Below are 24,512 nucleotides of genomic sequence, written 5' to 3'. Positions count from 1 at the left end.
GTTATTCTATTCATACAATCAAGTCTGGTTTGGATGGTTGGTCAGGTTGATAGAGTAGGAGTGATGATATTGTTTAATGGAAGCTTGTACACGGGCACGCGAGAAGAGAATTATACGCTGCTTATCAAACAATTAACGGGACTGGTCGAAGACGAGCGCAATCGGATTGCCAATCTGGCGAATGCGTCCGCCCTGCTTCAACAGTTTCTGGATGATATCAATTGGGTTGGTTTTTATTTGCTTGAGGGGGATGAGCTTGTTCTGGGTCCTTTCCAGGGGAAGCCGGCTTGTACGCGGATTAAGCTTGGCAAAGGAGTATGCGGCACGTCCGTTGCGCGCAAGGAAGCGGTACTTGTCGAAGATGTGCATCAATTCCCGGGGCATATCGCTTGTGACAGTGCCTCCAATTCCGAGCTGGTTATCCCTCTCTACAGCGGCGGTCAGATCATTGGCGTACTGGACATCGACAGTCCCTCGTTTAGCCGTTTCGATGAAACGGATCTTCAATTTTTGACTATATTTAACGAGCGGCTGGGCGAACATCTGTAAAATCGTTAAAAAGATGGGGTACATGCTCAGTTCCTTTGACAATGTGCATCAAAAACCGAAAACTCAGCAAACGCACAATTTCGGTAAATGCCTATACCGATTGGGTTTTTAAACATAGGATACTGTACATTAGTTAAAGGAGATGAACAAATGAGCTACGGAGTAGGTCCAGTTGCAGGTGCCCAATGCGGGTATCCGTATGGTGGAGGTTCTTCACTCGGATTCATTCTCGTCCTCTTTATTTTGCTTGTAATCATCATCAGATCCGTTTGGTTATAATGTAGCTTAAATAGAAAAAGGCTGCCCTCGCCATTTCATGGCGCCCGGGCAGCCTTTTTTTTATTTCAATTACAGCAGCTCGCGGCGAAGCTCTTCCGCGGATTTTGGCGACAGCAGGCCAAATGGAATATCAAATACGGTTTTGGCGCCGGTCTGACCGCTTGCGCTCAGACGATGTGCGGCTCTTGCGTAAGCAACAAGCACGCTTGCTGTAAATTCAGGATTGCTTTCCAGCTTCAGGCCAAATTCAATCAGCTGTTTGGTTCCTTGGCCGGTTACACCGCTGCGGATAACGAAGCCGCCGTGCGGCATGCCTTGATGCTCGGATTTAAGCTGCTCTTCGGTAATGAAAGTAACAGTCGTATCATAATCGGAGAAGTAGTTCGGCATGTTTACAATCGTTTGACGGATTTGCTCCTCATCCGCGCCTTCTTCTGCAACGACATAACATTCGCGCAAATGCTTCTCGCGAGTAGTGAATTCAGGAGTTTCTCCGGAGCGGATGCGGTCGATTACGCTTTGCACGGGAACGGTATATTGAACGCCGCCCTTAACCCCCGGTACGCGGCGGATGGCATCCGAATGGCCTTGGCTGACGCCTTTGCCCCAGAAGGTATAGTCTTTGCCTTCCGGCAGGATCGCTTCCGCCAGCAGACGGTTAAGCGAGAAGAGACCCGGATCCCAGCCGGTCGAAATCACGCTCAGAGTGCCATTCTCCGAAGCGGCACGATCAACAGCTTCAAAGAACTCAGGAATTTTGGCATGGGTATCGAAGCTGTCAACGGTATTAAACATGCTTGCCAGGAACGGTGTTTGTTCAGGCAGATCCGTAGCAGATCCTCCGCACAAAATCATAACGTCAATTTTACCTTTATAGGCTTCCGCATTGGTAATGGATTCGAAACGGATGCCTTCCGCGCCAGCTGCTAATTCGGATGGCTCTCTGCGTGTGAAGACGGCAACCAGCTCCATGTCGCTGTTTTGCGCAATGGCTTTATGTACCCCTTTACCTAAATTGCCGTAACCTACGATACCTATTTGAATCTTTTGATTGCTCACTTTATTGCCCCCTTCTTAAAAAGTTTTAACAAAACAACTCTTAACATCCTAACATGACATGTAAGATATGTCCATCCTCATTTCGTTATTATAAACACTTGCAGACAGGTGCATCCCCTCTACGGGAGCGATATAATGAAAGGAATGACAGACGAAAGGGAACGACAAAAAATGAACCAAACGAATGTACCGATTTATTTGCTGTCCGGCTTTCTTGGCAGCGGCAAAACAACTCTGCTAACCGGGCTGCTGGAGCAGTGGCAGGCACAAGGGCTCAAAGCGGCCGTTATTATGAATGAACTGGGCGATATTAATCTGGACGGCCAGATGGTCGGCGATGATGTTCCCATGTCGGAAATGCTGAGCGGGTGCATCTGCTGTACGATCCGAAGCGATCTCAGTCTGGAGATCAAGACGCTGATTGAGACGCATAAGCCGGACGTGATTGTCATTGAATCAACCGGCGCGGCTAATCCGATGGAGATTATGGATGGGGTAACAGAAGCGGCGCTGTACTGCCGGATTGAACTGCAGAGCGTGATTACCGTTGTAGATGGCCCCGAGCTGCTGCAGCGCAGCCGGAGCGGGAAAGGCAAGACATTTAAGCTGATGCGTGAGCAGATCCGGTGTGCGACAAGGCTGCTGCTCAATAAAGCAGATAAGCTGGCACCGGAAGAGCTGGTTGAGGCGCAGCAGCTGCTTAGGGAAATGAACACGGTTGCTCCCGTTATGACGACCGTCCGATGCAAGGTGGAGGACTGGGCATTCCTGAACGGACAAGCCGAAGATGTTGTTCAGCTGTCAGCTGTACATAATCAGGATACTGGCAGCCAGCACGGTCATCATGAAGAGCATCATCACCATCATACCCACGAGCATGTGATGGTCATGACTCATTACATGAATGGACCGGTCGATAGCGTTGCCTTTGAGGAATTTCTTAAGGGGCTTCCGGATAATGTGTACCGGGCGAAAGGTATCGTATCATTCTCGGATACAGCCAGCCGCTTCCTGTTCCAATATGCCTACCGTGAAACCGACTTTATTCGGATTACCCCGCAAGGCGAAGTGAATGATGTTGCCGTCTTTATTGGTGAGCATTTCTCGAAGGATGTTTTGCTCGAGCAGCTTCGCACAGTCGAACGGCAGGCCGATCATTCGACAGAATAATTGGCGAGACGACAAAGTCATGTCTATCTATCCGTTTGCTTGGGAAAAATAATCCATTAGGGGCTCCAAAGCTCCGGCATCACGAATTGGATAGGAAGGTGTGGCAAGGCATGAAAAGAAAATGGATCATCGGCGCATTCGCAGCAACTATGCTGCTGCTATCGGCTCCGGTCTATGCAGCGCAGCCGGAGGATGCTACGCAGGATAACCGCATGGAGGGGCATGGCCGCCATCACGGCGGTATGTATGGCAAGAATAACGACGAGCGCAGGCTCGCTAAGCTTCGTTATATGGCCGAGTATTTCGGCATTAAGACGGAGGGCAAATCGGCAGAGCAGCTGAGGACAGAGCTGGAAGCGGCGAAGCAGAAGGATAAAGCGAAGTGGGAGGCTTTCAAGACCGAGCATAAAGCGAAAATGCTGGAGCATCTGCGTCAGAAAGCCAAAGAAAACGGCATCGCAACGGAAGGCAAAACAGCAGAGCAGCTTCGCGAGGAGCTCCATAAGCTTCACCGGATGCACCATAAGAGCGATGCGCAGCAAGAGCCCCAGAGAGATGTAAAACAGGGTTGAACGAAGTTAGGACTATAGGATTAGGAATAAAGAGGCTGCCTAATACGCTTAAGCAGCCTCTTTTCATTTTCCTGGATGATTGGAAAGTTACATAATTCGACATTAACCTGTCGAAGAAATGATTATTTTGTCATATTAATCGATAGTTTTCCGTTGAATTTATCTTATTTTGTCAAGTATACTAGAACCATATCATAAATTGGAAAATACATTTGGATAGGTCTGGAGATAGAGAAGGAGGATAGAGATTTGAGGGGAATAAGGCTCAGCATCGCACAGAAACTAATTATTGCACTGGGAGCTCTCATGCTGCTGTCTTATTCTTTATTGGTTTCTTTCTATCTGAACAAGCTCTATGATACCAGTCTGGAGAAAGGCGAGCTGCTGGCGCAAAAGCAGTCTATCCAATATATCGACGAATTTACTACCTCTATTAATAAAAGCTTGTCTTCTCTCACAACGATTAGAGATGCTCTGCTCCAAATGCGTACGGATGCCGTACAGAACCGTCTCTATGCTGTACATATGCTCGAAGCTGTTGTCCGCAATAATCCTGATCTGATTGGCGTTTATACCGTTTGGGAGCCGGACGCATTTGATCAAAAGGATGACCAGCATAGTATGGACAGCAGTTACGATGATGCTACCGGCCGGTTTATCCCTTATATTGTACGAACGAATGACGGTCTGAAAGCGATCCCTACCGTTGATTATAACAAAAAGAACGGCGAAGGGGATTTCTATCAAGCCGTCAAACAATCCGGGAAGTTTACCTTATGTAACCCATATCCCTATAATCTGAACGGCAAGAAGATTATCGTAACCTCGTTTATATTACCGATTCTGGATGCGAACGGTCAGTTCCTCGGTATTGTCGGAGGCGATATTTCGCTTCAGACGGTGCAGGAAAAGATCCGCAAGATCCGTCCGTTAAACGGCCATGCCAGCATTATCACGTCTAATAACGATTACCTCGCAAACGGTGCTTACCCGGATCTTGTCATGAAGCCCTATGAGATGTGGCAAGGGGGAGGCTCCATCAACGATTACAAGAAGAGCTTTTCTACCATCCAATATACACCGGACCGCTATACGAAAGGACAAATGTTCCGGATGCTGATTCCTATTCGGATTCAGGACTTTACATGGCATTTCGAGATGGCGATTCCGAAGAGCAATATGCTGACGACGTTCTATTCATCTCTGTGGAGCTCGATTCTGCTTGCGGTCATCACTCTCGTTCTTATGTCAATTCTGGCGCTTCTGCTGCTGAAGAAGATTGTATTGGAAAACATTAAAAAGGTCATTCAGGTGACCTCGGCCGTAGCGATTGGCAATGAGAAGCTGACGCTGGATATCCGGACAAATGATGAGTTTGAGACGATGGCTAATCATTTTAACCGGATGGTTGATTTCCGCAAGGAAGCCGAGCACCTGATCCAGCATCAGGCAACGCATGATTTGGTTACGGGCTTCCCGAACCGTTACGGTTACACGCGGTACATGGAGACCAGGACGGGCAGTAGTGGACAGGTTGCCTTGCTGTATGTCGATTTGGACCGTTTCAAAATTATTAACGAAACGCTTGATTATACGATGGGGGACATGCTGCTTAAGCAGGTCGGGAACCGGATTGTTGACGTGACGGGTCAGGCTGGCCAAGTTTTCCGGTTTGGCGGCGATGAATTTGTTGTCCTTCTGGATGAGATCAGCTACATGGGGCAGGCTACCGCGATTGCAACGCGGATCCTGAGTGTCATTGCGGAGCCGATCAAGATGAAGGGGCGGCTCTTCTATCTGACGGCCAGCATCGGGATGAGTGTGCAGCAGGAGTGGACCCCGGAGACGGTCGACCGGCTTGTGAAGGAATCCGATATCGCCTTGTATGTGGCGAAGAAGCAGCGCAATACCTATAAGCTGTATTCACCGCTGATGAATGACGTCCCGACGAAAGAGCTGATATTGGAAAATAGTATGCTCGATGCGCTGGAGACGAATCAGTTCATGCTTCATTACCAGCCAAAGCTTGAACTTGGGACAGGCCGTATTCATGGAGTTGAAGCGCTGCTGCGCTGGAAGCATCCGGAGTTTGGCATGGTATCGCCGCTCGAATTTATTCCGATTGCCGAGAAGACGGGCTTTATTATTTTACTCGGGGAATGGGTGCTACGGACAGCGTGCCTACAGGTGAAGCAGTGGGAGCAGATGGGGATGGACGCGATTTTGGTTAGTGTAAACATGTCGATGATGCAGTTCCAGCAGAAAGACATTGTGGCAAGCATAAAAGCTGTTATGTCAGAGGTTGGTGTCCGTCCGGAGCAGATTGAGCTGGAATTAACGGAATCCATCTTTATGGAGAATCCCGAGCATACGCTGCAAATATTACATGAGCTTCAGGAGCTTGGCTTAAAGCTTTCGTTGGATGATTTTGGCACGGGGTATTCATCGCTTAGTTATTTGCAGAATATCCCTATTCATTATTTGAAGCTGGATAAATCGTTTATCAGGGGAATCGTGACGGATATCCGCAAGCAGATGATATTTAAATCCTTGATTGTCATTGCCCATAACCTGAATATGAAGGTTGTTACGGAAGGTGTGGAGACGGCGGAGGAGCTGCAGATTATCAAGGAACATAACTGTGATCTCATGCAGGGCTATCTGTTTAGTCCGCCGGTTACGCCGGAACGGTTCGCCGAATTAGTCCGTTCTGTCAATGCTGCAGGTGAATAGGCCGTATAGAAAAAGGAAAGGGCGCTCTTATCGTCATGATGACGATGGAGCGCCCTTTATCATTGTTGATTCAGATGGTCCATTGGGAATGCACGATAGCGCATAGGTACCAGGCGCCGTTATGCTGCTCAAGAACAAGGATCAGGCTCTCCCAATCCATTCCGCTTAACTCGGGGTCAAAGCCGCTGAAGTGATAGTCGAAGTATGTGCTGCCCGGATACATCTCCCGGAGATTGACAAGCGAATTGCCTTGGCCCAGCACTTTGTTATGGCCGACTTCTTCAGCCTCAGCGAAGTTTTGGTCATACACAAATTTTTTATAATAGTCACCGAAAGTGAGGCTGATCGGCTCGCCCGAGCCGTCATAGCTCCCCCACTCATAGATCTTTGGATCCTCCAGAGCCGGCAGTTCACCCGCATGAAACGTGAGCGCCGTGTCCTTGTCGATATGCGCGTATGGGGAGAATAACAGCCCTTTCTCGGGATGGATATAGGTGGAAAGCTTCTCTATATCCTGCTGCTGCATGGACGCGATAATCGCTTTGGCAGTTTCTTCCGCAGTCGCAGCTGGTGTAGCTGTTGGTGCTGGTGTAGGAGATAAAGATGGTGAAGGTTCGACCGATGGCTCGTTGGTTGGTGTTGCTGAAGGTGCTGGCGATAACGAATTTCCGTTCCCTCCAAGACCAAAACATCCGCCAAGAAGCAGCATCACAGTCAATAGGCTTAATAGACGCCACATGAGCTTCACTCCATTTCAGGGAACAGGATTAGTTATATCTTACCCTCATAAACGAAAATCTGAATCGAATGTTGCTGCTTTTGTCATTTTTCCGCTGCTGCTTAGCAAGGATCAAGGAATGGGGTTAGGCCGGTCTTTCATATAGGCGGATGGCGTTTTGCCTGTTTCGCGCTTGAAGATGCGCTGAAAATAGGACAAGTCACGGTAGCCGACGGATTCGGATATTTCCCCTACGGTAAGGGTGGAATCAACCAGCAGATAAATCGCTTTTTTGACTCGTGCCTTATGGACGTATTCACTGATCGTTTGACCGGTTACCCGGCGGAATAACGTAGCGGCGTAGTTCGGGCTCTTGTGTATGTGCTCGCCAAGCTCCTCTTTTGTAATTTTCTGCTGATAGTAGTTCATAATATAGTTTTTCATCCGTTCTACCTGCTGATGGGCAGCGGATGTAGCCGGCCCTTCATCAAGCTCCCGGTTCCAGAGGGCCAGGCATTCGTACAGAATGGCAAGGCCAAGGACTTCGGCATACAGATGTTTCTCTATCCACTCATTGTGCATGGTCTTAATCCGCTCAAAGATCAGATCATAAGCGCCCGTCCGGGATTTTACCCAATGATTGTTTTGCAGAAGCGGGAGCGCAGGGGTGACTGCCGTAAATTCGATGACGTATTTCTCGTGGAAAACGGTTGGCACACATTTGCCATAATAGGACTGGCCAGCCGGGATGTACAACAAATCGCCTTTTTCTAAAATAATTTTCTCATTCTCGATCCAGTACACCACTTTTCCGTAACTCGCCAATACGAGTGTGGAAGAGCTTTCCGGCCGATGACCGTCGTCAAACCAGTCGGTTCCTCTGTCTTGTCTTACATATTCAAGGCTAAGCACTGTTCTGTTCTCCTCCGATTATTATCGTACTATGTTTCTATAAGAGTACTATAATTCATAGTCGATTGGGAAGAAACAGGCTACAATAAAGGTATTCTTGTTCAACAGACTCGTACAATCAGGAGGAATGAAAGACATTATGCGCAAGACTAAAATTGTTTGCACCATGGGACCATCATGCGAATCGACAGAAATTTTAATTGACATGATTAACGCGGGAATGAACGTTGCCCGTTTGAATATGGCACACGGCGAGCTGGAGGATCATGCGGCACGCATTGCTCGTATTCGGGAAGCCGCAGCAGCAACGAATAGTGTTGTCGCGATCCTGCTTGATATTAAAGGTCCGGAGGTTCGGATCGGCAAGCTGGAGGAGGCTTCTTACCTGCTGAAGGTTGGAGAGACGCTGACGCTGACAACGGAAGAAATCATCGGTAACGGCGAGCGTATTCACGTGAACTATGCGGAGCTGCCGCAAGTTGTGAGCCCTGGCAATAAAATTTTGCTTGACGACGGCTTGATCGAGATGGAAGTTGTTGCTGTTAACGGAACGGAAATCGATTGCGTCATTCTGAACGGCGGCGTTATTAAAGCGAGAAAAGGCGTCAACCTGCCGGGAATTCGCACAACACTTCCTGGCGTAACCGAACGCGATATCCGCCACATCCTGTTTGGTATCGAACAGAAAATCGATATTATCGCTCCTTCCTTTGTGAGAAGAGCGGAAGATATTTTGCAAATCCGTGAATTGCTTCATGAAAGCGGCGCAGGACATATCCAAATCATCTCGAAGATCGAGAATGAAGAGGGCGTTAATAACCTCGATTCGATCATTGAAGCATCCGACGGCATTATGGTTGCCCGCGGCGATCTTGGCGTAGAAGTTCCAGCTTGGGACGTTCCGATGATTCAGCGTGAAATGATTACAAAATGTAATGCAGCCGGCAAAGTGGTTGTCGTTGCGACCCAAATGCTCGATTCGATGCAGATCAACCCTCGTCCTTCCCGTGCGGAAGTTAGTGACGTGGCAAACGCTGTTCTTCAAGGAACGGACGCCATTATGCTGTCGGGAGAGACGGCAGCCGGGAAATATCCGGTGCAGTCGGTCAGCATGATGGCTTCGATCGCGGTAAAAGCAGAATCGATGCTGGATTACTTCGACGAGTTCCAGCAGCGCAGAGGCGCACAGCCAACAACGACTACGGAAGTAATCAGCCAAGCCGTGGTAAGCTCGTCGCTTGAGTTGAACGCGAAAGCTATTGTTACGCCGACAGAGAGTGGTTTTACGGCTCGTATGGTATCCAAATACCGTCCGAAATCGCCGATCATCGCGGTAGCTTCAGACGAGAAAGTGCTTCCTCGTCTGGCCATTATGTGGGGAGTTATCCCGGTAAAAGGCGGCAGACCTAACTCGACCGATGATATTTTTGAGTCGGCATTAACGAACGGCGGCAGCACAGGTCTTCTGGAGAAAGGTGATTACGTTGTTATTACAGCGGGTACGCCTACAGGTAAAGCCGGCGCTACCAACCTTGTGAAGATCTCTCAGTACGGAATTTAAGCCTATATAGTGAACGGCGAAGAACGCCCCTTGGATCATCTCGTTCAGATGGTTCCGAGGGGCGTTTTATTTGGACGCATGAAAGCCCCTTCCTGACCGGGAAGGGGCCTCTTGTATGTTCGTTTAAGTATGGCTTGCGGGAGTTGTTGCCCGGATGGGAGTATCGGACGAGGATTCTTCTGCTGTAACGCTAGCCGCAGATTGCTCCTGAGCGGTTTCCTCGGCTGCACTTGCTGCTGCAGCTTCTGCCGCCGCCGTTTTAGCAGCTTTCTTCTTGCGAAGTCTTCTACGGAAGAACAGGAATAAGACGATTAACGGAACAGCGATGGCGAACAAATACATCGATGCATTGTGAACCATTTTTTCGGCCGCCTGACCATAAAAGTAGATCAGTCCACCGACCAGATAGAATTTTGCTGCTCGGCCTAATGCCGCGTATAGCATGAGACGCCAAAGCGGGAAGTTGAGCGCGCCTGATAAAATCGTGAACACTTTGAATGGAATGGGGGTAAAAGAACCGATTAGTACCGCTGTATCCCCGTTCTTCTGAAACATAGTTGTAGCGGACTCGACCCACTCCTTCTTAAGAATCTTATAAAGGATGGAGTTGCCGAGAAATTTGCCGATGAAGTAGCCAATAGGGGTGCCTATCAAACAACCGATGTATCCTACGGTAGCCAGCAAAAACGCATCAGACGGATTTACTAGGCTTAATGGAACCTGGAGGAATAAGGCCGGTATTGGAAAGATGATTGCATCAATCATGGAATGAACGAACAAACCCCAGGGGCCAAATTTCATTAGGAAGTCAACAATGTCTTGGAGCATGAAAATGGCACACACCTCTCTACGCATGGAAAGCCGTAGTTAATTATACGGTAGTTTAGGACTTAGGTTTCATTTTTTTTACTTCTAAGAATGCGAAAGAATAGCTGCGAACTTTCGACAATCTCCTTTTTTTATCCCCCTTTTACCTCCTATCGACATGTTCTGAATATGTAAATTAAATGTTAGTTTATTTAACATTTAAATCTCCTAAATTATATAAATCAAACAAGAGAATTGAAGAAATACTTAGATAAACTCTAATGGTAGCGCTTAACTTCGGGATTATTGGGCTTGTTAATATATGTGACATAAAATAGACTTATAGGTGTTGAAATAAATAGATAGAATAGGGAGGAAGACAAATCATGACAAACGTTGTCAAAAGTGTGTTAGGTAAGAGGTTTGTTTTATTGCTTCTTTTGCTGTCGATGGCGGCAGGGACGGTCGGGATTGTCGTTTCAAAAAATTTGGCTAATGCGGCCGAACCCGTAGAACTTCCTACATTTAACATTCCGCCTGTTTCGGCTGAATCCGAAGCCTCGGAGAAGCCTAACGTTCTCGTCATTGCGACCGGAGGCACCATTGCAGGTGCAGCGAGAAACGGCGATAAAACAAATTTCCAGAACTATGCAGCCGGCACTTATACAATGGCGGATATGGTTGCTCAATTGCCGGTACATAAAACAGCAGACGTATCTACTTTCCAATTCGGCAATAAGGGCTCAGGCAGCTATTCGATCAAAGATTTGTATGATTTATCTCTGGCGGTTGATACCGCACTTGCCGACTATGACAGCGTAGTCGTTACGACAGGGACAGATACGATGGAAGAAATCGCTTATTTCCTTGATTTGACTGTACGGAGCGAAAAACCGGTTGTTGTTACTGGTGCGATGAGACCTTGGGATGTCATCGGAACGGATGCTCCGGCTAACCTGTATCAAGCGATTAAAGTGGCAAGCAGCAACAAGACCAAATGGTTTGGAACTGTGCTGATGCTCAATGATGTGATTTATGCAGCCCGCGAGGTAACGAAGACAAACGCGCACCGTCTGGATACGTTTGACGCACCAATGTTTGGCGCGCTTGGCTATGTAGACGATCCGGCGGTACGTATTTATCGCGCTCCTGCAAGAGCGATTAAAGCCGGCACAGAGGAATGGGCAACACCGTTTAATCTTAAGACCATATCCAAGGACAGTCTTCCGATCGTTGAAATTGCCTACAGCTATCAAGAGGCAGGCGGCGGCGCAATCCGCGGATTTGTAGAGGACGGCGCTAAAGGCATCGTAACGGCAGGTACAGGCGCTGGCGGCATCTCTTCGAAAATGAGCCAGGCTCGTTCGGCAGCTATCCAAAAAGGCGTTGTATTTGTTACAACGACTAGAACAGGCTCCGGTACGATGTATGACAGCGGGACAGGCAGCACGATTGGCGGAGATAACCTGAATGCTGCGCATGCACGCATGCTGCTTCTCCTTTCTCTGGCTTTCACCGGCGACCTGCCTACGATTCATTCCTGGTTCCAGTCCTTTGGCACAGGGGATGTTGAGATTTCCGTAGATGAGAATACGGTTTTGAAAACTTCGATTGAAGAAGAAGAGGTTGTTGAAGAACCTGTCGTTGAGGTTCCGGCTTCTGCAGAGCCAACGGTAGAACCTTCCGCAGAACCTACTGCAGAGCCGGAGAGCACTGAACCGGTTGAATCCACACCTGTGGTAGAAGAGCCTGTTGGCGTGCATTAAACAGGAACGCATACGAAGGGAGGGTAACCGGATATGACTGTCATCAGCAATAATCGAATGCTGCGGAGATTTCTTTCTCCCCTGCTGATCCTTGCGCTTTTATCTGGATTTATGGGCTATGCGCGTGCAGCGGAAGAAACAGCTCCCCAGCTTCCGACCTTTGATATACCGGCTTTGTCGGCAGAAGCAGCAGCTTCTCCCCTGCCGAATATTATGGTTGTGGCAACCGGGGGGACAATAGCCGGAGCAGCGTCACAAGGCGATAAAACAAATTTTCAGAACTATGCGGCCGGCACGTATAAAATGGCGGATATGGTCGCTCAGCTTCCGACTCACAAAAATGCGGACGTATCGACCTTCCAGTTCGGCAATAAAGGATCGGGCAGCTACTCTATGAAAGATCTGTATGATCTGTCATTGGCCGTAGACCAAGCCCTTAATGTTTATGACGGCGTTGTCGTAACGACGGGCACAGATACGATGGAGGAGATCGCTTATTTCCTTGATCTGACTGTACGCAGCGAGAAACCGGTTATTGTAACGGGTGCGATGAGACCTTGGGACGTCATCGGTACAGACGGTCCGGCTAACCTTTATCAGGCGATTAAAGTGGCTGCCAGCAATAAGACCAAATGGTATGGCACGGTTATTATGCTGAACGATGTTATTCAGGCGGCACGCGAAGTAACGAAGTCCAATGCTCACCGTCTGGATACGTTTGATACTCCGATGTTTGGAGCGCTTGGCTATATTGATGATCCGGCTGTGAGAATGTACCGGCTGAACGCCAGAGCTCTGAAAGCCGGAACACCGGAGTGGGCTACTCCGTTTGATCTGCGGACCATATCGAAGGAGGATCTTCCGATTGTCGAGATCGCCTACAGCTATCAGGAAGCGGGAGGCGGCGCGATCCGGGCTTTGGTAGAGGACGGGGCCAAAGGAATCGTAACTGCCGGAACGGGAGCGGGAGGCATATCTGCGAAGATGAGCCAAGCGCGAAGCGCCGCTATCCAGAAGGGCGTTATCTTTGTAACAACGACAAGAACAGGCTCGGGAACGATGAGCGGCGGCAGCAACGGCGTTATTGCCGGGGATAACCTGAATCCGCAGCATGCCCGCATTATGCTGCTCTTGTCCCTCGCGTTCTCGAAAGATTTCAATACGGTCAAGGATTGGTTCGAAACGGTCGGAGCGCAGGATATTGTCATGGATGATACGGCTCCACCGGCATGGCCGGCGGATGCTGCGCTTGCCTCGGATGCGCAAACGACGGACAGCATTAACTTAAGCTGGCCGCAGGCGACGGATCTGACCCGTGTGGCAGGCTATGCGATTTACAAGGGAACGGACGAGACTCCAATTGCCAAGGTTGCCTCATCGGCCAGAACCTATACCGCGAAAGGTCTTTCTTCGAATACGTCATATACCTTTACGGTTAAAGCCTTTGACGATTTGGGGAATGAGAGTGCAGGCCTGACCGGCACGTTCAAGACAGGCTCATCCGGTTCCGGATCAAGCGGTGGCGCAGGCACCCCGCCGAGCAGCAATGAACTTACCGTGCCTTCAGGCGGCTCCGGCGACTTAAGTGTCTATGACAACAGCATCACCGTGCATGTACCTAGCGGGGCAACAAGCGAGGAATTGAAGATCACTATTGAGAAGCTTGCGCAAGCAGGCGGACTGGTACAGGCAGATGATGTGCTTCTGTCTTCGATCTTTGAAGTAGTGAAAAATAAAGCAGGTCATTTCCTTGTTCCTGTAACCTTGACCTTCAAGTTTGATACTTCGATGGTTAAGGAAGGCAAGAAGCCGTCAATCTTCTATTATGATGAGACGAAGAAACAATGGATTGAGATGGGCGGAACGGTGAACGGAAGCACGATCTCCGTAACTACCGATCATTTCACGAAGTTTGCTGTATTTGCAGTTGACGCTGCTCCGGCAGCACCGGACTTCTCCGATATTTCGGGACACTGGGCGGCAGCTTCGATTCGCAGCGCGGTATCGGCAGGTATCGTGAACGGCTACAGCGACGGCACCTTTAAGCCGGAGCTTACCGTTACCCGCGAAGAATTCATTGCGATGCTGATGCGCGCGCTTAAATCAGATGATCCGGGTGCTGCGTTATCCTTCAAGGATACCTCCGTAATCGGAGCATGGGCGAAGGCTGCGGTAGCTCAGGCGGTCAGCGCAGGGATTACAAGCGGCTATCCGGATGGAACCTTTAGGCCGGGCAGTAAAATCAGCCGCGCCGAGATGGTTGTTATGATCGCCAAGGCTCTGAAGCTGACAACAGAGGAAGATGCCGTTACCAGCTTCTCTGACCATGCTGAGATTCCGGTGTGGGCAAGAGGTGCGGTGAAAGCGGTGGCGGATAAAGGCATTGTACAAGGCCGGTTGAACAACCGTTTCGTACCGGAAGGAACAGCAACGAGAGCGGAAGCGATCACGGTCATTATGAAGCTTCTCGATACCAAATAAGATGCTTTTAACTGCTCTGCAGGGCTGCTATAGCCTTGCAGGGCAGTTTTTAATGCTGTCCGGCGATTTATTTCTTATACAAGCCCCAGCTTGTCAAACTAGTCCGCATAATTGTCCAAGTTCCCTCATAGACATGTTACCAGTCGGAAAAACAATGTGAAGAGGGGATGATTGTAATGCGTCGCATGACATGGGCAGCGGCAATCTTGTTAGTGTTTTCACTCGTACTAAGCGCATGCGGGAAGAAGGACGCCGAGTCCGTGGTCAAGGAGCTCGACAAAGTGGTAAGCAATATGGAGAGCTACCAGGGGACAGGCACAATGAAGCTGAATACCGGTCAGCAGGAGCTGACTTACAATGTGGAAGTTTCTTACCAAAAGCCCCATTTTTACCGCATTAAATTAACGAATGCAGAGAAAGATATTACACAAATTGTTCTGCGCAATGATGACGGTGTATTTGTCCTTACGCCGCGCCTGAACAAAGTGTTCCGATTCCAAAGCGACTGGCCGCAAAATCAAGGGCAGGTATACCTCTATCAAACGCTGATTCAAAGCATTCTGACGGACAACTCACGCCAGTTCGCGGTTGATGATAAATCCTATGTCTTTGACGTTATGGCTAACTATAATAACGGCACGCTCGCCAGACAAAAAATCTGGCTGAACAAATCGGATTACAAGCCGCTTCAGGTTCAAGTCAGCGATGCAAATGCCTCTGTCATGGTACAGGTGGACTTTACGAGCTTCGAGTTTGGCCCAAGCTTTGATAACACAACGTTCGAAACCGAAGCCAATATGAAATCGTCGCCTTCGAGCAGCGGTACAAGCGATCAGCCAACGATTGCAGATCCGGATCAATCGGATGTGGACGGCAGCGCGAATGCCGGCACGGAAGACAGCCAGGATGCCGTTACGCCGGACAAATCGACTGATTCGCAAGACGGCAAAGAAGCAGACGGCAAGGATCAAGCAACGAAGGATGAAGACGGCAAAAATGCCGCAGCAGAAGATGAAGAGGATGCTGATGACACAGCCGCAAGCCCTGAGGCAGATGCAGCAACTGAACTTCAAGTGATGGTGCCAACGGACCTCCCTCAAGGCGTAGTCCTGAAGGACAGCATGGATATCGTATTTGGCGGATTGCCGGGTGTTGTATCCCGCTATACCGGCACTTATGACTTCTCGATTATTCAGACGCAGCCAAAGGATATGGCCGCCACGTATACAGGCGGAACGTTCCTTGATCTTGGATTTACAATCGGCGAATTGACGGGCGGAGACGACCAGAAGACACTGACCTGGATCGTGGACGGGAATGAGCTTCGTCTCACAAGCGCAACGCTTCCGGAGACCGAGATGATCCGTATTGCGCAGTCCGTTCAAGTGGATGCCACTAAATAATAGTTAAAAGATCATACAAAACATGGATTTTTCCAAGACGTACTATCCGATTCCGGCCGCCATTTCATTGACAGCCCACGCGACAGCGTTTAACATTATTTCTATTGATGTTTACATGGCACGGGTTGCTGCGACTGTTAGGGTGAGGAGAAGGTGAACCGACTTGGAATCGTATTATCGCCCGACACGGGTAGAAATTTCGCTGGATGCGCTGAACCGCAATCTGCAAGCATTCCGCAGCGCTATGCCTGAAGGGCGCCTGTTAATGGCTTCGGTCAAGGCAAACGCTTATGGGCATGGCGCAGTGGAAATTGCACGCGAGGCAGAGCGTTTCGGCGTTGATTATTTAGGCGTAGCCTTCTTGGATGAAGCGCTGCAGCTCCGTCAGGCGGGAATTGCAACGCCTATTCTGGTGCTTGGGTTTGTACCGGCAGAAGCGCTTTCCATTGCCCGCGACAAGGATATTGCAATCGCGTTGTTCCGCGAAGACATATTGGCGGCGGCTGCAGCCCTTCCTGTTCATGCGGATGGCAAGAAGCTCAAAGCTCATATTAAGGTTGACTCCGGCATGGGACGGCTTGGCATCATCGGAACAGAGGAAGCCATTGCTTTTATCGGCAAGGCGCTTCAAGTTCCGCAGCTTGAGGTGGAAGGTTTGTTCACCCATTATGCCAAAGCCGATGAGGCGGACAAAAGCTACACCAGGCAGCAGTACGAACGGTTTTATGCCGTTGCCGAGCATGTCCGCAGCCATGATCTGCCGATCCGGATTATTCATGCGGCCAACAGTGCAGCAGGGATAGATACGCCGGAATACGGCGGCGATATGGTCCGGCTGGGGATCAGCATGTACGGCTTATATCCTTCGGATGAAGTGAAGCGCGACACGATCAAGCTTGAACCTGTCCTTTCGCTGAAGACGGAAGTTGTCATGGTCAAGGATGCGCCTCCGGGCTGGGGAATCAGCTATGGCTCCCGGTATGTAACCAAGCAGGAGGAGCGGATTGGCACACTGCCAATCGGTTATGCAGACGGTTTCAGCAGGATGCTGAACGGCAAGGCTCATGTACTTGTACGCGGAATCAAGGTGCCCGTGCTTGGAACGATCTGCATGGACCAATGCATGATTGCTCTGGACAATGCAGCGGCGGATGCTGCTGTAGAGCCGGGCGAAGAAGTCGTGCTGATCGGGCGGCAAGGCCAGGAGGAAATCTCGGCGGAAGAGATCGCTTCCCTGCTGGGAACGATTCCCTATGAAGTGACCTGTATGGTTGCAGCCCGCGTGCCCCGCGTCTATGTGAGAGACGGTCAGGTGGCAGCGGTATCGAATCCGCTCGTTTTTGGTTAGGAATTAATTGTTAATAGCAGCTTTTCGCGAAAAATAGAGGATTCTTGCTGTCGATCGCGAATTAGTTAAAACAATTTGTATATGCTTCGGAGTGACATTCATCATGCAGCATAATTGATATACGCGGAACATAGATATGATGAAGTATAGTGGCAGCGTATTTTTGTAATAATGAATATTAATGGTTTTGGAAAAGTTTTGGGGGTGCTAGTTCGGTGGCCAATATGCAGAACACCAAGAGGATCATGATCAGCTTGCCGGATCAATTGCTGGAGGAGGTCGACGGTATCGTCGCGAAGGAAAATTCCAATCGAAGCGAGTTTATTCGGCAGGCCATGAAGCTGTATCTTGTGGAACGGAAAAAACGGCAGATCCGCGAGTCCATGCAGCGTGGGTATCTGGAAATGGCGAAAATCAACTTGAACATGGCCTCCGAAGCTTTTCAAGCGGAGGAAGAAGCCGATCATACGTTAGGCCGTCTCGTAAGCGGGGTGTAGAGGTTGATCGTAAAACGCGGAGATGTGTTTTTTGCGGATTTGTCACCGGTCGTCGGATCAGAACAGGGCGGAGTAAGGCCAGTACTTGTTATTCAGAATGACATCGGCAACCGCTTCAGTCCGACGGTCATAGTCGCGGCCATTACGGCGCAAATCCAGAAAGCCAAATTGCCTACGCACGTTGAGATGGAAGCGGCGGCGCACGGCTTCGACAGAGACTCCGTCGTGCTGCTTGAGCAGATACGGACGATTGACAAGCAGCGTTTAACCGACAAGATCACCCACCTGGACGATGAAACGATGCGTAAAGTGGACGATGCTCTGCTGATTAGCGTTGGATTAATTGATTTTTAATCACCACATGGAACAAGGACGGCTGATGCTGTCCTTGTTTTTTCTTATAGAAAATCGTCGCAATATATCGAAAAATTGTAGAATTTTGAAAAAAACCTATAGACAACTATTTATCGATTTTGCTATTATATGGTCAATTAGTTGTTAAATACATATACGTGCACGGCTTAGCGAAGAACGCAAGCGGATCAGCCTTAATAGGGCTTCTGCTGCGTTCTTTTTTTTTCGCCGGGTGATGCAGAGGGGAGAGAAGATGAACAGAAGAAGAAATGCGGGAATCGGCTTGCTTGCCGCCTTGCTGTCGGGCCTCTTGGTATACGGCTTGTTCCAGCTGCAGAAGCTGCAGGTCACCCGCGAGGAGACGGTAGAGGTAATTGTGGCTAAACAATTTGTTGAAGCGGGCAGGCGGCTGACGGAAGCGGATATTGCCTACAAGCGGATACCGCGTGAAGGCTATGAGAAGGAAATGCTTGTTGAGGCAAGGCAGGCGGTAGGCATGGAGACCGTTATTCCGCTTGGGACAAATGAACCGATTCTTGGCTGGAAAATCGATCAGTACCATCTCCTGCCGGCAGACTCGGAGTCGACCTTTCAAATTCCGCGCGACTATGTTCGTTCGATCTCCAACGGCATTCGCGCCGGTGACAAAGTCTCCGTTTATTTATCGGGCGAGAATGAGCCGTCCAGGCGAATATTTGATTCGCTCGTAACGGTAGCATCCGTCAAATCCTCAAGCAATGTGGAGATCGACAATATGAAGGATCCTAATTTGCTGTCGCTTGCTGAAGGGGATAAAGAGCGGATGTATGCCTCGCGGCGTGATGCGAACGGCATGATTGAATATATAAATTTGAATCTGACGGAGTCACAATGGCTGCAGATCGACAGTTATTGCAAGGACGGCCTCCACAAGCTGGTTATCGCGTACAGCCCGGAATCACTGCAGCTGGAAGAGGAGGATCGCTCGTGAACACATCGGCACCGCTAATCACCTTTGTTGGAACGACGCCGAATATTGGCACCACTTCCGCTGCGTTCGCCGCAGCCTTTCGGATAGCCGAAGCAAGCGGCAGGCAGGTCGGTTATTTATGTATGCATCTGAAAAGCGCGAAGCTGCACCGGTACCTGGGTATCGTCGAACCGGCCGTTACGCTGGACAAGCTGCGACCGGAGCTGAGGTCCGGGGCTTTAACGCCGGATAAGCTGCTGCGTGCCGTGCAGGCGGTCAGAGGAGTGCCGAATTTGCATGTCTTGTTCGGCAACATGCTGAGGGACCAGGCTGAATTTTATTCACCGGAAGAGATGGAGCACTTGCTCCGGGTTGCGGGGCAGACCTTTTCCATTGTAATCATTGATGTAGGAGCTTATTGGGATAACGCAGCTACGATATGTGCCTTGAGGGAGGCAGACACTCGCATTATCGTAACCACGGATGCCTTATCCCATTTTCAGGAAGACGGAAAACGCTGGATCTCGCAAGTATCGCCGCTGTTTGGGTTATCAACGGAACAATACGATACCGTTGTCATTTACTCGCCATGGAGCACAGGAGGATATAGCATGAAGGACATTTGCAAAGAGATGGGTACAACAAAACTTGGAGAATTAAGGTTTGGACATCACTTTTATGCACAGCTGGACAGCGGCCATTATGGCCAATGGCTCAAGGAAGATCCTGCGGGCAAGCTTGTAATGCAGGAGAGCGCAGACCAGTTGATGGACCGTCATCATATACGCAGAATAACGCCAACGCTTGCCGTCCAGCCTTGGTACCGCAAGCTGCTCGCTCACCGTAACGGAGTAAGCTCTTGAGCACAAGTGCGGGTAAATTTTCTCCGTCGGATTATTCTGCGCGGCTGAGGCTGGACCAATCTTCTGCAGCTGATCCTTTGGATCGCAGCGATGCAGCAGGGAGGGGAGCAGACTTCGGTCGGCTCTCGGATGAGATCAGGTCCTACCTGGCTGCACCCAGAGGGCTAACGGAGGAGGAACGCCGGCAGTATAGTGAGACCTTGAACCGGGCGGTGCTTGGTTTTGCGCCCGAGAGGGAGCAGGTGCTGGCCATTATTGCCGACCGGCTGATCCGTCTCCGTATTCATCAGTTGGACGGCTATAAGCATCCCTACGCGACTTTGGCGGAAGCGCTGTTTGCTGAGGTTATCGGACTCAACGTGCTTGAGCTTGTGCTTGCGAAGAAGGACGGTCTCGAGGAAATCCAGGTGGTTGGATCGCAGATCTACGAAGTGAGAGATGGTCAAACAAAGCTGTCACCATACCGGTTCGATCATGAAAGGGATGTAGAACGGATCCAGCAGAACCTTGTGCTTTATAACAATGACCGGATTAATCCCCGGAAGCGTTGGGCAGAGGTTATGCTGCGGGACGGCTCGCGCGTGACCATGACCGGCTTTGGTTTTACGTCCAAGCCTACCCTTACGATTCGTTTTTTTACCGTGCGCAGCTTTAGCCTCGGCACTTTATGCTCGTCAGCTTATCAAACGTTAAGTATTCCTATGAAGGACATGCTTCTGAATGTGCTGGATGCGAGGTTTAATCTGGTCATTATCGGCCCGACCAACTCAGGCAAGACACATCTTATGAAAGCTTTGATTGCCGAACTGCCGGATGAGGAAAGGATCGTTACGATCGAAGGGCGTTTTGAAATGATGCTAGGGCGTGATTTCCCCCGGAAGAATACGGTTGAGTATGAGGCCGATGAGGACGATTCGCAGCACCGGGCAGAGCAGGCGTTCAAGCTGGCTCTTCGCCAGTCCCCGCAGCGAATCGTCCATGCCGAGATCCGCGATATGGACGCCAACATATACGTACGGGCTTGTACGAGGGGGCATTCCGGCAGTATGACAACGGTACATGCCAACACGCTGGAGGATGTGCCCGAAGCGATTGCGGACATGTGCATGCTGGACGGGCGGGGCATGAATCCGGAGCGCTTGACGAAAAGGATTGCCGAATACGTTACACAAATCGGCATTGAAATGCGTTATCTGGGCGGAAGACGGGTTATTGCCCGGATCGGCGAGCTGGGATGGGTGAATAACGAAGTTGTTGTCCGTGAATGGGCAAGATTTGATGAGACAAGCGGGCATTGGATCTATCCGCAGAAGCCCTCGCCCAAAGCAATGGCACGGCTCCGGAGAGGGGATGGCGGTATTGATTAAGCTGTCTATTGCGGCAGGCGCTCTTCTGCTCTTTAGCTTATGGTTCGTTTCTCTGTCCAGCTTATTGTTCGTCTGGACTGACCGTCAGGCGCGGAGAGACAGATTGACATTTCAAGCAAAAAACCGCCTAAGCTACCGGCTGACGGAAAAGCTCCAGCGGTTCGAGCGGGTGTTCCGCCATTTGTCCGAGCTGCTTGAGACGCTGCAGCTCAAGCTGAAGCCGTCCGGTCTCATTGTGGGATCATTTCTGCTCCTGCTCGCTGGAGTCGCTGTTGGCGGATTCTTTTTTCAAAGCATCAAGGGAACTTTGTTATTTGGAGCGGTTATTGGGTGTCTGCCTTACACCATATTGCGGGCAATGCTTGTCCAGAGACAGATGCAGCTGCAGATGGATTTTTTGCCGGCAGTTGAGCTGTTCTATCAATGTTATCTGGTCACGGGAGGACGACAGGTCCGCAGCGGGCTGCAGCGGACGGTAGAGGAAAGGCGGTTGCTTGGACCTATGCAGTCGGTGTTCGAGCAGCTGTACCGGAACCTGTCGGTTCGCGGGGATGATGAGGCAAGCCTGAGAATTTTCTCGGCTGCGCTGGGCCATGTGTGGGGCGATTATTTCGTAAACATTATGCGGGTGGCTTTAGCTGAAGGCTCGCCGATTGCTGACAGTCTGAAGGAGCTGATCGCCGATATGCGCAAGGCACGCCGGGCCAATGAGCAGGAGCGTAATAAGCTGCTGGAAATCCGGATTGCCAATTTTACGCCGGTCCTGTTTCTTGCGTTTTATATCGGCATTAACGTCCGTTATAACCGGGAGAATTCCTATTACTACTACCTGATTGATCCGCAGGGCAGAGACATGCTGTTAAACGCCATTGTACTGATCTTTGCTTCCTTCTTAATGGGACTATGGCTTTCACGCAAAAAGATGTAGAGGGAGGCTGGTAAGGCTATGGAATCGTTCTTGCGCCTGCTGATTGTTGCCGGGGAGTTTCTATTCGGCTTTCTGGGGGTTTATATGATTCTGCAGTCGATGCCAAGAAGGCGGACGAGATGGTTCCATCTGGATGCCTTGAACTGGCGGACGAATGAGCTGCCGGATAAGTGGCTGAAGCTGCTCCGGTTATCACGGGAACAAGATATGTATATCGAACGCGCAACCCTCCTGGCGGGCTGCGGAGTTACGGCAGATGCGGCTTGGTATTCGGCGGCAAGAAGGATACTGCTGATTCTGCTGCCAGCCGTCGCCGCCATTTATGCAGGTCTATCTATTGAGCAAGGGGCGTGGCTTTGTTACTTGTTTGTTCTAACGATATTTGTGCTCTTGTATTGGGACTTGCCATGGCTGCGTTCCTTCAGACGGCTTCGCGCCCAAAGAATTACAAAGGAAATCTATTTGATGAGCAACCAGCTGCTCTATCTGTCGGAGTCGTCCTTGCATATCCATACGAAGCTGACGCGCTGCATTCCGTTTACCCGGACGCTGCGCGGGGATCTCGAACGGCTGCTTGCCGAATGGTATCACGATGCAGAGCAGGCGCTTCGCCGGTTCAAGCACCGGATCGGCACCGACGACGGGATGAGCTTCGTGGAGACGATTGACTCCTTGCGGCTTCATGAGAGCCAGGAGTATTACAAGCTTCTCAGGGAGCGGATTCAGGATTACAAAGAGAAGCTGGAGCTGGCGAAGGAAAGCCGTAAAGAATCAACATCCTACTTCTTGTTCATCATCGCAGGGATCCCTATATTGTATACCTTTCAAATTTTTATCTATCCCTGGGTGCAGGAAGGCCGCAAGCTGTTCGAGTCTTTAGGATAAGCCTGCGGTAAGAGAACGCTATGAAGGAGGTGAAGCAAGATGCGCAATATTTTGATGACCGTCATGCTGCTTGTTGTTGTAATCATTTTGTTTAATAACATTATTGCGAATGATACGACGGGAACAAGCAAGCAGATTCAGACACAAGGCAGTTCGGCTAATACGAAGATCAGCTCTATGTTAGGGTCGGGATCTGGTTCCAACTAAGGAGGTACGGCATTGAGAGGCTTACTTATATCGATGCTGCTTCTGGTGACCGTCATTTTGCTATATACGGGAATTACCGGAGGCGACGGCGGTACGAAGCGGCAAGTGGAGCGTTCCGGAGCGGCTATCGGCGCCTATATCCGGCAGATGAGCCCATGAGAAATATATTAGTATTTGTGTTGTTTGCCGCCATGGTGTGCTGGATGATGTTTTCACCCATATATAAGCATGTGCTGATAGCAAGGCAAGCGGTGCTTCAGCAGGAGACCGATTATTTGCTGGAAGTTGGTGCAAGCGGGAGTTACGGCTATATTGACACGGCCATGATGGAGCGATCAAGAGAGCGTCTTGCCGCATTCGGGATGCAGCCTGAGCTTGTTCAATATGAAGTTACGGCGGATAACGGACTAGCGGCGACAGATCCGGCTTCTCCTTTGCCAAGGGGAACGGGAATCATGCTGAAGATGAGCTATCCGTATGAGAATTTGTTTCAGATCGACAGGTTGATTGGACTAGCTCCTGTCTCTCCGGACAGTCGCATGCGGACGTTTGGGTTGAAGATGAGCGAGTATATGCCATAAGGGTGCTAACGGAGAGATGCGATGTATAAGTTGATGTTGATCGTATTAATGATGACAGTATGGGTATCCGTACATTTTCTGCAAACGGATGAGGAAATGGCGATGAAGCTGCTCTATCAGGGGAAGCATGCGCTGAACCGTGCTGCTCATGCCGCTTCGCAGCAGCTGGATCCGGAGGCAATGGCTGAAGGCATTCTGCGGATTGATCCGAATGCGGCCGCTTCGGCCGCGGCTGCTTACCTGCAAGCGAACCTGCAGCTTGATGCGCAAGGAAATCCCTTGCCGAACTCGCCTGTACGGGAGCGGGTAAATGTGCTCGTATTTGATGTTATTAACGATGATCACACCTTTCCTTATACTTACCGGAACGAACAATACGATTATGAAGCGACTCTTCAAAGACCGGGAGTTGTCCTTATTATCCATGTCGTTTACCCGCGTGCATTCACGCTGCTTGAACCGGTCGAATGGGACATAAAAGGTGTTTCCGAGCTGACCGTGAGGTAGCCGCTGCTCACGAAGC

24 protein-coding genes are annotated in these 24,512 nt (G+C 50.0%); 20 read left to right on the top strand and 4 right to left on the bottom strand.

Annotation, left to right across the window (positions count from 1 at the left end):
* Window positions 1-69: 69 nt before the first annotated feature.
* Window positions 70-549 (top strand): GAF domain-containing protein, encoded by a 480-nt coding sequence (locus BM200_RS27465; protein WP_091190224.1) that lies wholly within the window; start codon window positions 70-72, stop codon window positions 547-549.
* Between the two features lie 348 nt (window positions 550-897).
* On the opposite strand, the gene BM200_RS27455 is transcribed toward BM200_RS27465, so the two are convergent.
* Complete coding sequence (locus tag BM200_RS27455) at window positions 898-1,887, bottom strand: diaminopimelate dehydrogenase (protein WP_175533056.1); 990 nt, start codon at window positions 1,885-1,887, stop codon at window positions 898-900.
* Between the two features lie 135 nt (window positions 1,888-2,022).
* Between BM200_RS27455 and BM200_RS27450 the strand changes: the two genes are divergently transcribed.
* The 3 genes from BM200_RS27450 to BM200_RS27440 all read left to right on the top strand — a co-directional run bounded on the left by BM200_RS27450 (window position 2,023) and on the right by BM200_RS27440 (window position 6,362).
* Window positions 2,023-3,057 carry a CobW family GTP-binding protein gene (locus BM200_RS27450; protein ID WP_245773177.1) on the top strand — a complete coding sequence of 345 codons (1,035 nt, stop codon included), beginning with the start codon at window positions 2,023-2,025 and terminating at the stop codon, window positions 3,055-3,057.
* Between the two features lie 110 nt (window positions 3,058-3,167).
* Entirely contained in the window at window positions 3,168-3,629 is a 462-nt protein-coding gene (locus tag BM200_RS27445; protein WP_091190220.1) for a hypothetical protein, read from the top strand.
* Window positions 3,630-3,878: 249 nt separating this feature from the next.
* Window positions 3,879-6,362 carry an EAL domain-containing protein gene (locus tag BM200_RS27440; protein ID WP_091190217.1) on the top strand — a complete coding sequence of 828 codons (2,484 nt, stop codon included), beginning with the start codon at window positions 3,879-3,881 and terminating at the stop codon, window positions 6,360-6,362.
* A gap of 70 nt (window positions 6,363-6,432) precedes the next feature.
* Here the strand turns inward: BM200_RS27440 and BM200_RS27435 are convergent, their stop codons facing one another.
* Window positions 6,433-7,101 (bottom strand): hypothetical protein, encoded by a 669-nt coding sequence (locus tag BM200_RS27435; RefSeq protein WP_091190215.1) that lies wholly within the window; start codon window positions 7,099-7,101, stop codon window positions 6,433-6,435.
* A 111-nt stretch (window positions 7,102-7,212) separates the two neighbouring features.
* On the bottom strand, window positions 7,213-7,992 hold the full coding sequence (locus BM200_RS27430) for a helix-turn-helix domain-containing protein (RefSeq protein ID WP_091190212.1): 780 nt from the start codon (window positions 7,990-7,992) through the stop codon (window positions 7,213-7,215).
* Between the two features lie 139 nt (window positions 7,993-8,131).
* Here BM200_RS27430 and pyk point away from each other — a divergent pair, with 139 nt between their 5' ends.
* Complete coding sequence (gene pyk, locus BM200_RS27425; RefSeq protein ID WP_091190456.1) at window positions 8,132-9,553, top strand: pyruvate kinase; 1,422 nt, start codon at window positions 8,132-8,134, stop codon at window positions 9,551-9,553.
* 123 nt (window positions 9,554-9,676) lie between these two features.
* Here pyk and BM200_RS27420 read toward each other — a convergent pair whose 3' ends face one another.
* Window positions 9,677-10,381, bottom strand: coding sequence for a YqaA family protein (locus BM200_RS27420; RefSeq protein WP_091190211.1), 705 nt, complete (start codon window positions 10,379-10,381; stop codon window positions 9,677-9,679).
* Window positions 10,382-10,746: 365 nt separating this feature from the next.
* On the opposite strand from BM200_RS27420, the gene BM200_RS27415 reads away from it, so the two are divergent.
* The 15 genes from BM200_RS27415 (at window position 10,747) to BM200_RS27355 (ending at window position 24,496) form a co-directional block, all read left to right on the top strand.
* Window positions 10,747-12,126, top strand: coding sequence for an asparaginase (locus tag BM200_RS27415; RefSeq protein WP_091190208.1), 1,380 nt, complete (start codon window positions 10,747-10,749; stop codon window positions 12,124-12,126).
* Between the two features lie 33 nt (window positions 12,127-12,159).
* Window positions 12,160-14,607, top strand: coding sequence for an asparaginase domain-containing protein (locus BM200_RS30760; RefSeq protein ID WP_091190207.1), 2,448 nt, complete (start codon window positions 12,160-12,162; stop codon window positions 14,605-14,607).
* 176 nt (window positions 14,608-14,783) lie between these two features.
* Entirely contained in the window at window positions 14,784-16,010 is a 1,227-nt protein-coding gene (locus tag BM200_RS27405) for a LolA family protein (RefSeq protein ID WP_091190204.1), read from the top strand.
* A gap of 163 nt (window positions 16,011-16,173) precedes the next feature.
* Window positions 16,174-17,358, top strand: a complete 1,185-nt coding sequence (gene alr / locus BM200_RS27400) for an alanine racemase (RefSeq protein WP_091190202.1) — start codon at window positions 16,174-16,176, stop codon at window positions 17,356-17,358.
* A gap of 215 nt (window positions 17,359-17,573) precedes the next feature.
* A complete protein-coding gene (locus tag BM200_RS27395; RefSeq protein ID WP_041613299.1) occupies window positions 17,574-17,855 on the top strand; it encodes a CopG family ribbon-helix-helix protein in 282 nt (93 codons plus the stop codon).
* Window positions 17,856-17,858: 3 nt separating this feature from the next.
* Entirely contained in the window at window positions 17,859-18,209 is a 351-nt protein-coding gene (locus BM200_RS27390; protein ID WP_015842701.1) for a type II toxin-antitoxin system PemK/MazF family toxin, read from the top strand.
* Window positions 18,210-18,462: 253 nt separating this feature from the next.
* Window positions 18,463-19,179 (top strand): CpaB family protein, encoded by a 717-nt coding sequence (locus BM200_RS27385; protein WP_091190200.1) that lies wholly within the window; start codon window positions 18,463-18,465, stop codon window positions 19,177-19,179.
* Window positions 19,176-20,021, top strand: a complete 846-nt coding sequence (locus BM200_RS27380) for a CpaE/TadZ family protein (RefSeq protein ID WP_091190198.1) — start codon at window positions 19,176-19,178, stop codon at window positions 20,019-20,021. The genes BM200_RS27385 and BM200_RS27380 overlap by 4 nt, the downstream gene beginning before the upstream one ends.
* Complete coding sequence (locus BM200_RS27375) at window positions 20,018-21,388, top strand: ATPase, T2SS/T4P/T4SS family (protein WP_091190196.1); 1,371 nt, start codon at window positions 20,018-20,020, stop codon at window positions 21,386-21,388. The genes BM200_RS27380 and BM200_RS27375 overlap by 4 nt, the downstream gene beginning before the upstream one ends.
* Window positions 21,372-22,316, top strand: a complete 945-nt coding sequence (locus tag BM200_RS27370) for a type II secretion system F family protein (protein WP_245773176.1) — start codon at window positions 21,372-21,374, stop codon at window positions 22,314-22,316. The genes BM200_RS27375 and BM200_RS27370 overlap by 17 nt, the downstream gene beginning before the upstream one ends.
* A gap of 18 nt (window positions 22,317-22,334) precedes the next feature.
* Window positions 22,335-23,201, top strand: a complete 867-nt coding sequence (locus tag BM200_RS27365) for a hypothetical protein (protein WP_091190192.1) — start codon at window positions 22,335-22,337, stop codon at window positions 23,199-23,201.
* Window positions 23,202-23,240: 39 nt separating this feature from the next.
* Window positions 23,241-23,408, top strand: a complete 168-nt coding sequence (locus tag BM200_RS30180; protein ID WP_175533055.1) for a hypothetical protein — start codon at window positions 23,241-23,243, stop codon at window positions 23,406-23,408.
* Window positions 23,409-23,420: 12 nt separating this feature from the next.
* A complete protein-coding gene (locus tag BM200_RS30175; RefSeq protein WP_175533054.1) occupies window positions 23,421-23,567 on the top strand; it encodes a hypothetical protein in 147 nt (48 codons plus the stop codon).
* Complete coding sequence (locus tag BM200_RS27360; protein WP_091190190.1) at window positions 23,564-23,989, top strand: hypothetical protein; 426 nt, start codon at window positions 23,564-23,566, stop codon at window positions 23,987-23,989. Before BM200_RS30175 ends, BM200_RS27360 begins: the two co-directional genes overlap by 4 nt.
* A 21-nt stretch (window positions 23,990-24,010) precedes the next feature.
* Entirely contained in the window at window positions 24,011-24,496 is a 486-nt protein-coding gene (locus BM200_RS27355; RefSeq protein WP_091190188.1) for a hypothetical protein, read from the top strand.
* Window positions 24,497-24,512 lie beyond the last annotated feature (16 nt).

Source organism: Paenibacillus catalpae, from assembly GCF_900112695.1.
Lineage (GTDB): Bacteria > Bacillota > Bacilli > Paenibacillales > Paenibacillaceae > Pristimantibacillus > Pristimantibacillus catalpae.
This window is presented reverse-complemented; position numbering and strand designations above follow the sequence as displayed.

Bases quoted from the DNA above. Each gene is read 5' to 3' on its own strand.
- BM200_RS27450 (WP_245773177.1), top strand. From the start codon at position 2,023: ATGAAAGGAATGACAGACGAAAGGGAACGACAAAAAATGAACCAAACG.
- BM200_RS27445 (WP_091190220.1), top strand. From the start codon at position 3,168: ATGAAAAGAAAATGGATCATCGGCGCATTCGCAGCAACTATGCTGCTG.
- BM200_RS27435 (WP_091190215.1), bottom strand. From the start codon at position 7,101: ATGTGGCGTCTATTAAGCCTATTGACTGTGATGCTGCTTCTTGGCGGA.
- pyk (WP_091190456.1), top strand. From the start codon at position 8,132: ATGCGCAAGACTAAAATTGTTTGCACCATGGGACCATCATGCGAATCG.
- BM200_RS27420 (WP_091190211.1), bottom strand. From the start codon at position 10,381: ATGCTCCAAGACATTGTTGACTTCCTAATGAAATTTGGCCCCTGGGGT.
- BM200_RS27415 (WP_091190208.1), top strand. From the start codon at position 10,747: ATGACAAACGTTGTCAAAAGTGTGTTAGGTAAGAGGTTTGTTTTATTG.
- BM200_RS30760 (WP_091190207.1), top strand. From the start codon at position 12,160: ATGACTGTCATCAGCAATAATCGAATGCTGCGGAGATTTCTTTCTCCC.
- BM200_RS27405 (WP_091190204.1), top strand. From the start codon at position 14,784: ATGCGTCGCATGACATGGGCAGCGGCAATCTTGTTAGTGTTTTCACTC.
- BM200_RS27385 (WP_091190200.1), top strand. From the start codon at position 18,463: ATGAACAGAAGAAGAAATGCGGGAATCGGCTTGCTTGCCGCCTTGCTG.
- BM200_RS27370 (WP_245773176.1), top strand. From the start codon at position 21,372: ATGGCGGTATTGATTAAGCTGTCTATTGCGGCAGGCGCTCTTCTGCTC.
- BM200_RS27365 (WP_091190192.1), top strand. From the start codon at position 22,335: ATGGAATCGTTCTTGCGCCTGCTGATTGTTGCCGGGGAGTTTCTATTC.
- BM200_RS30180 (WP_175533055.1), top strand. From the start codon at position 23,241: ATGCGCAATATTTTGATGACCGTCATGCTGCTTGTTGTTGTAATCATT.
- BM200_RS27360 (WP_091190190.1), top strand. From the start codon at position 23,564: ATGAGAAATATATTAGTATTTGTGTTGTTTGCCGCCATGGTGTGCTGG.
- BM200_RS27355 (WP_091190188.1), top strand. From the start codon at position 24,011: ATGTATAAGTTGATGTTGATCGTATTAATGATGACAGTATGGGTATCC.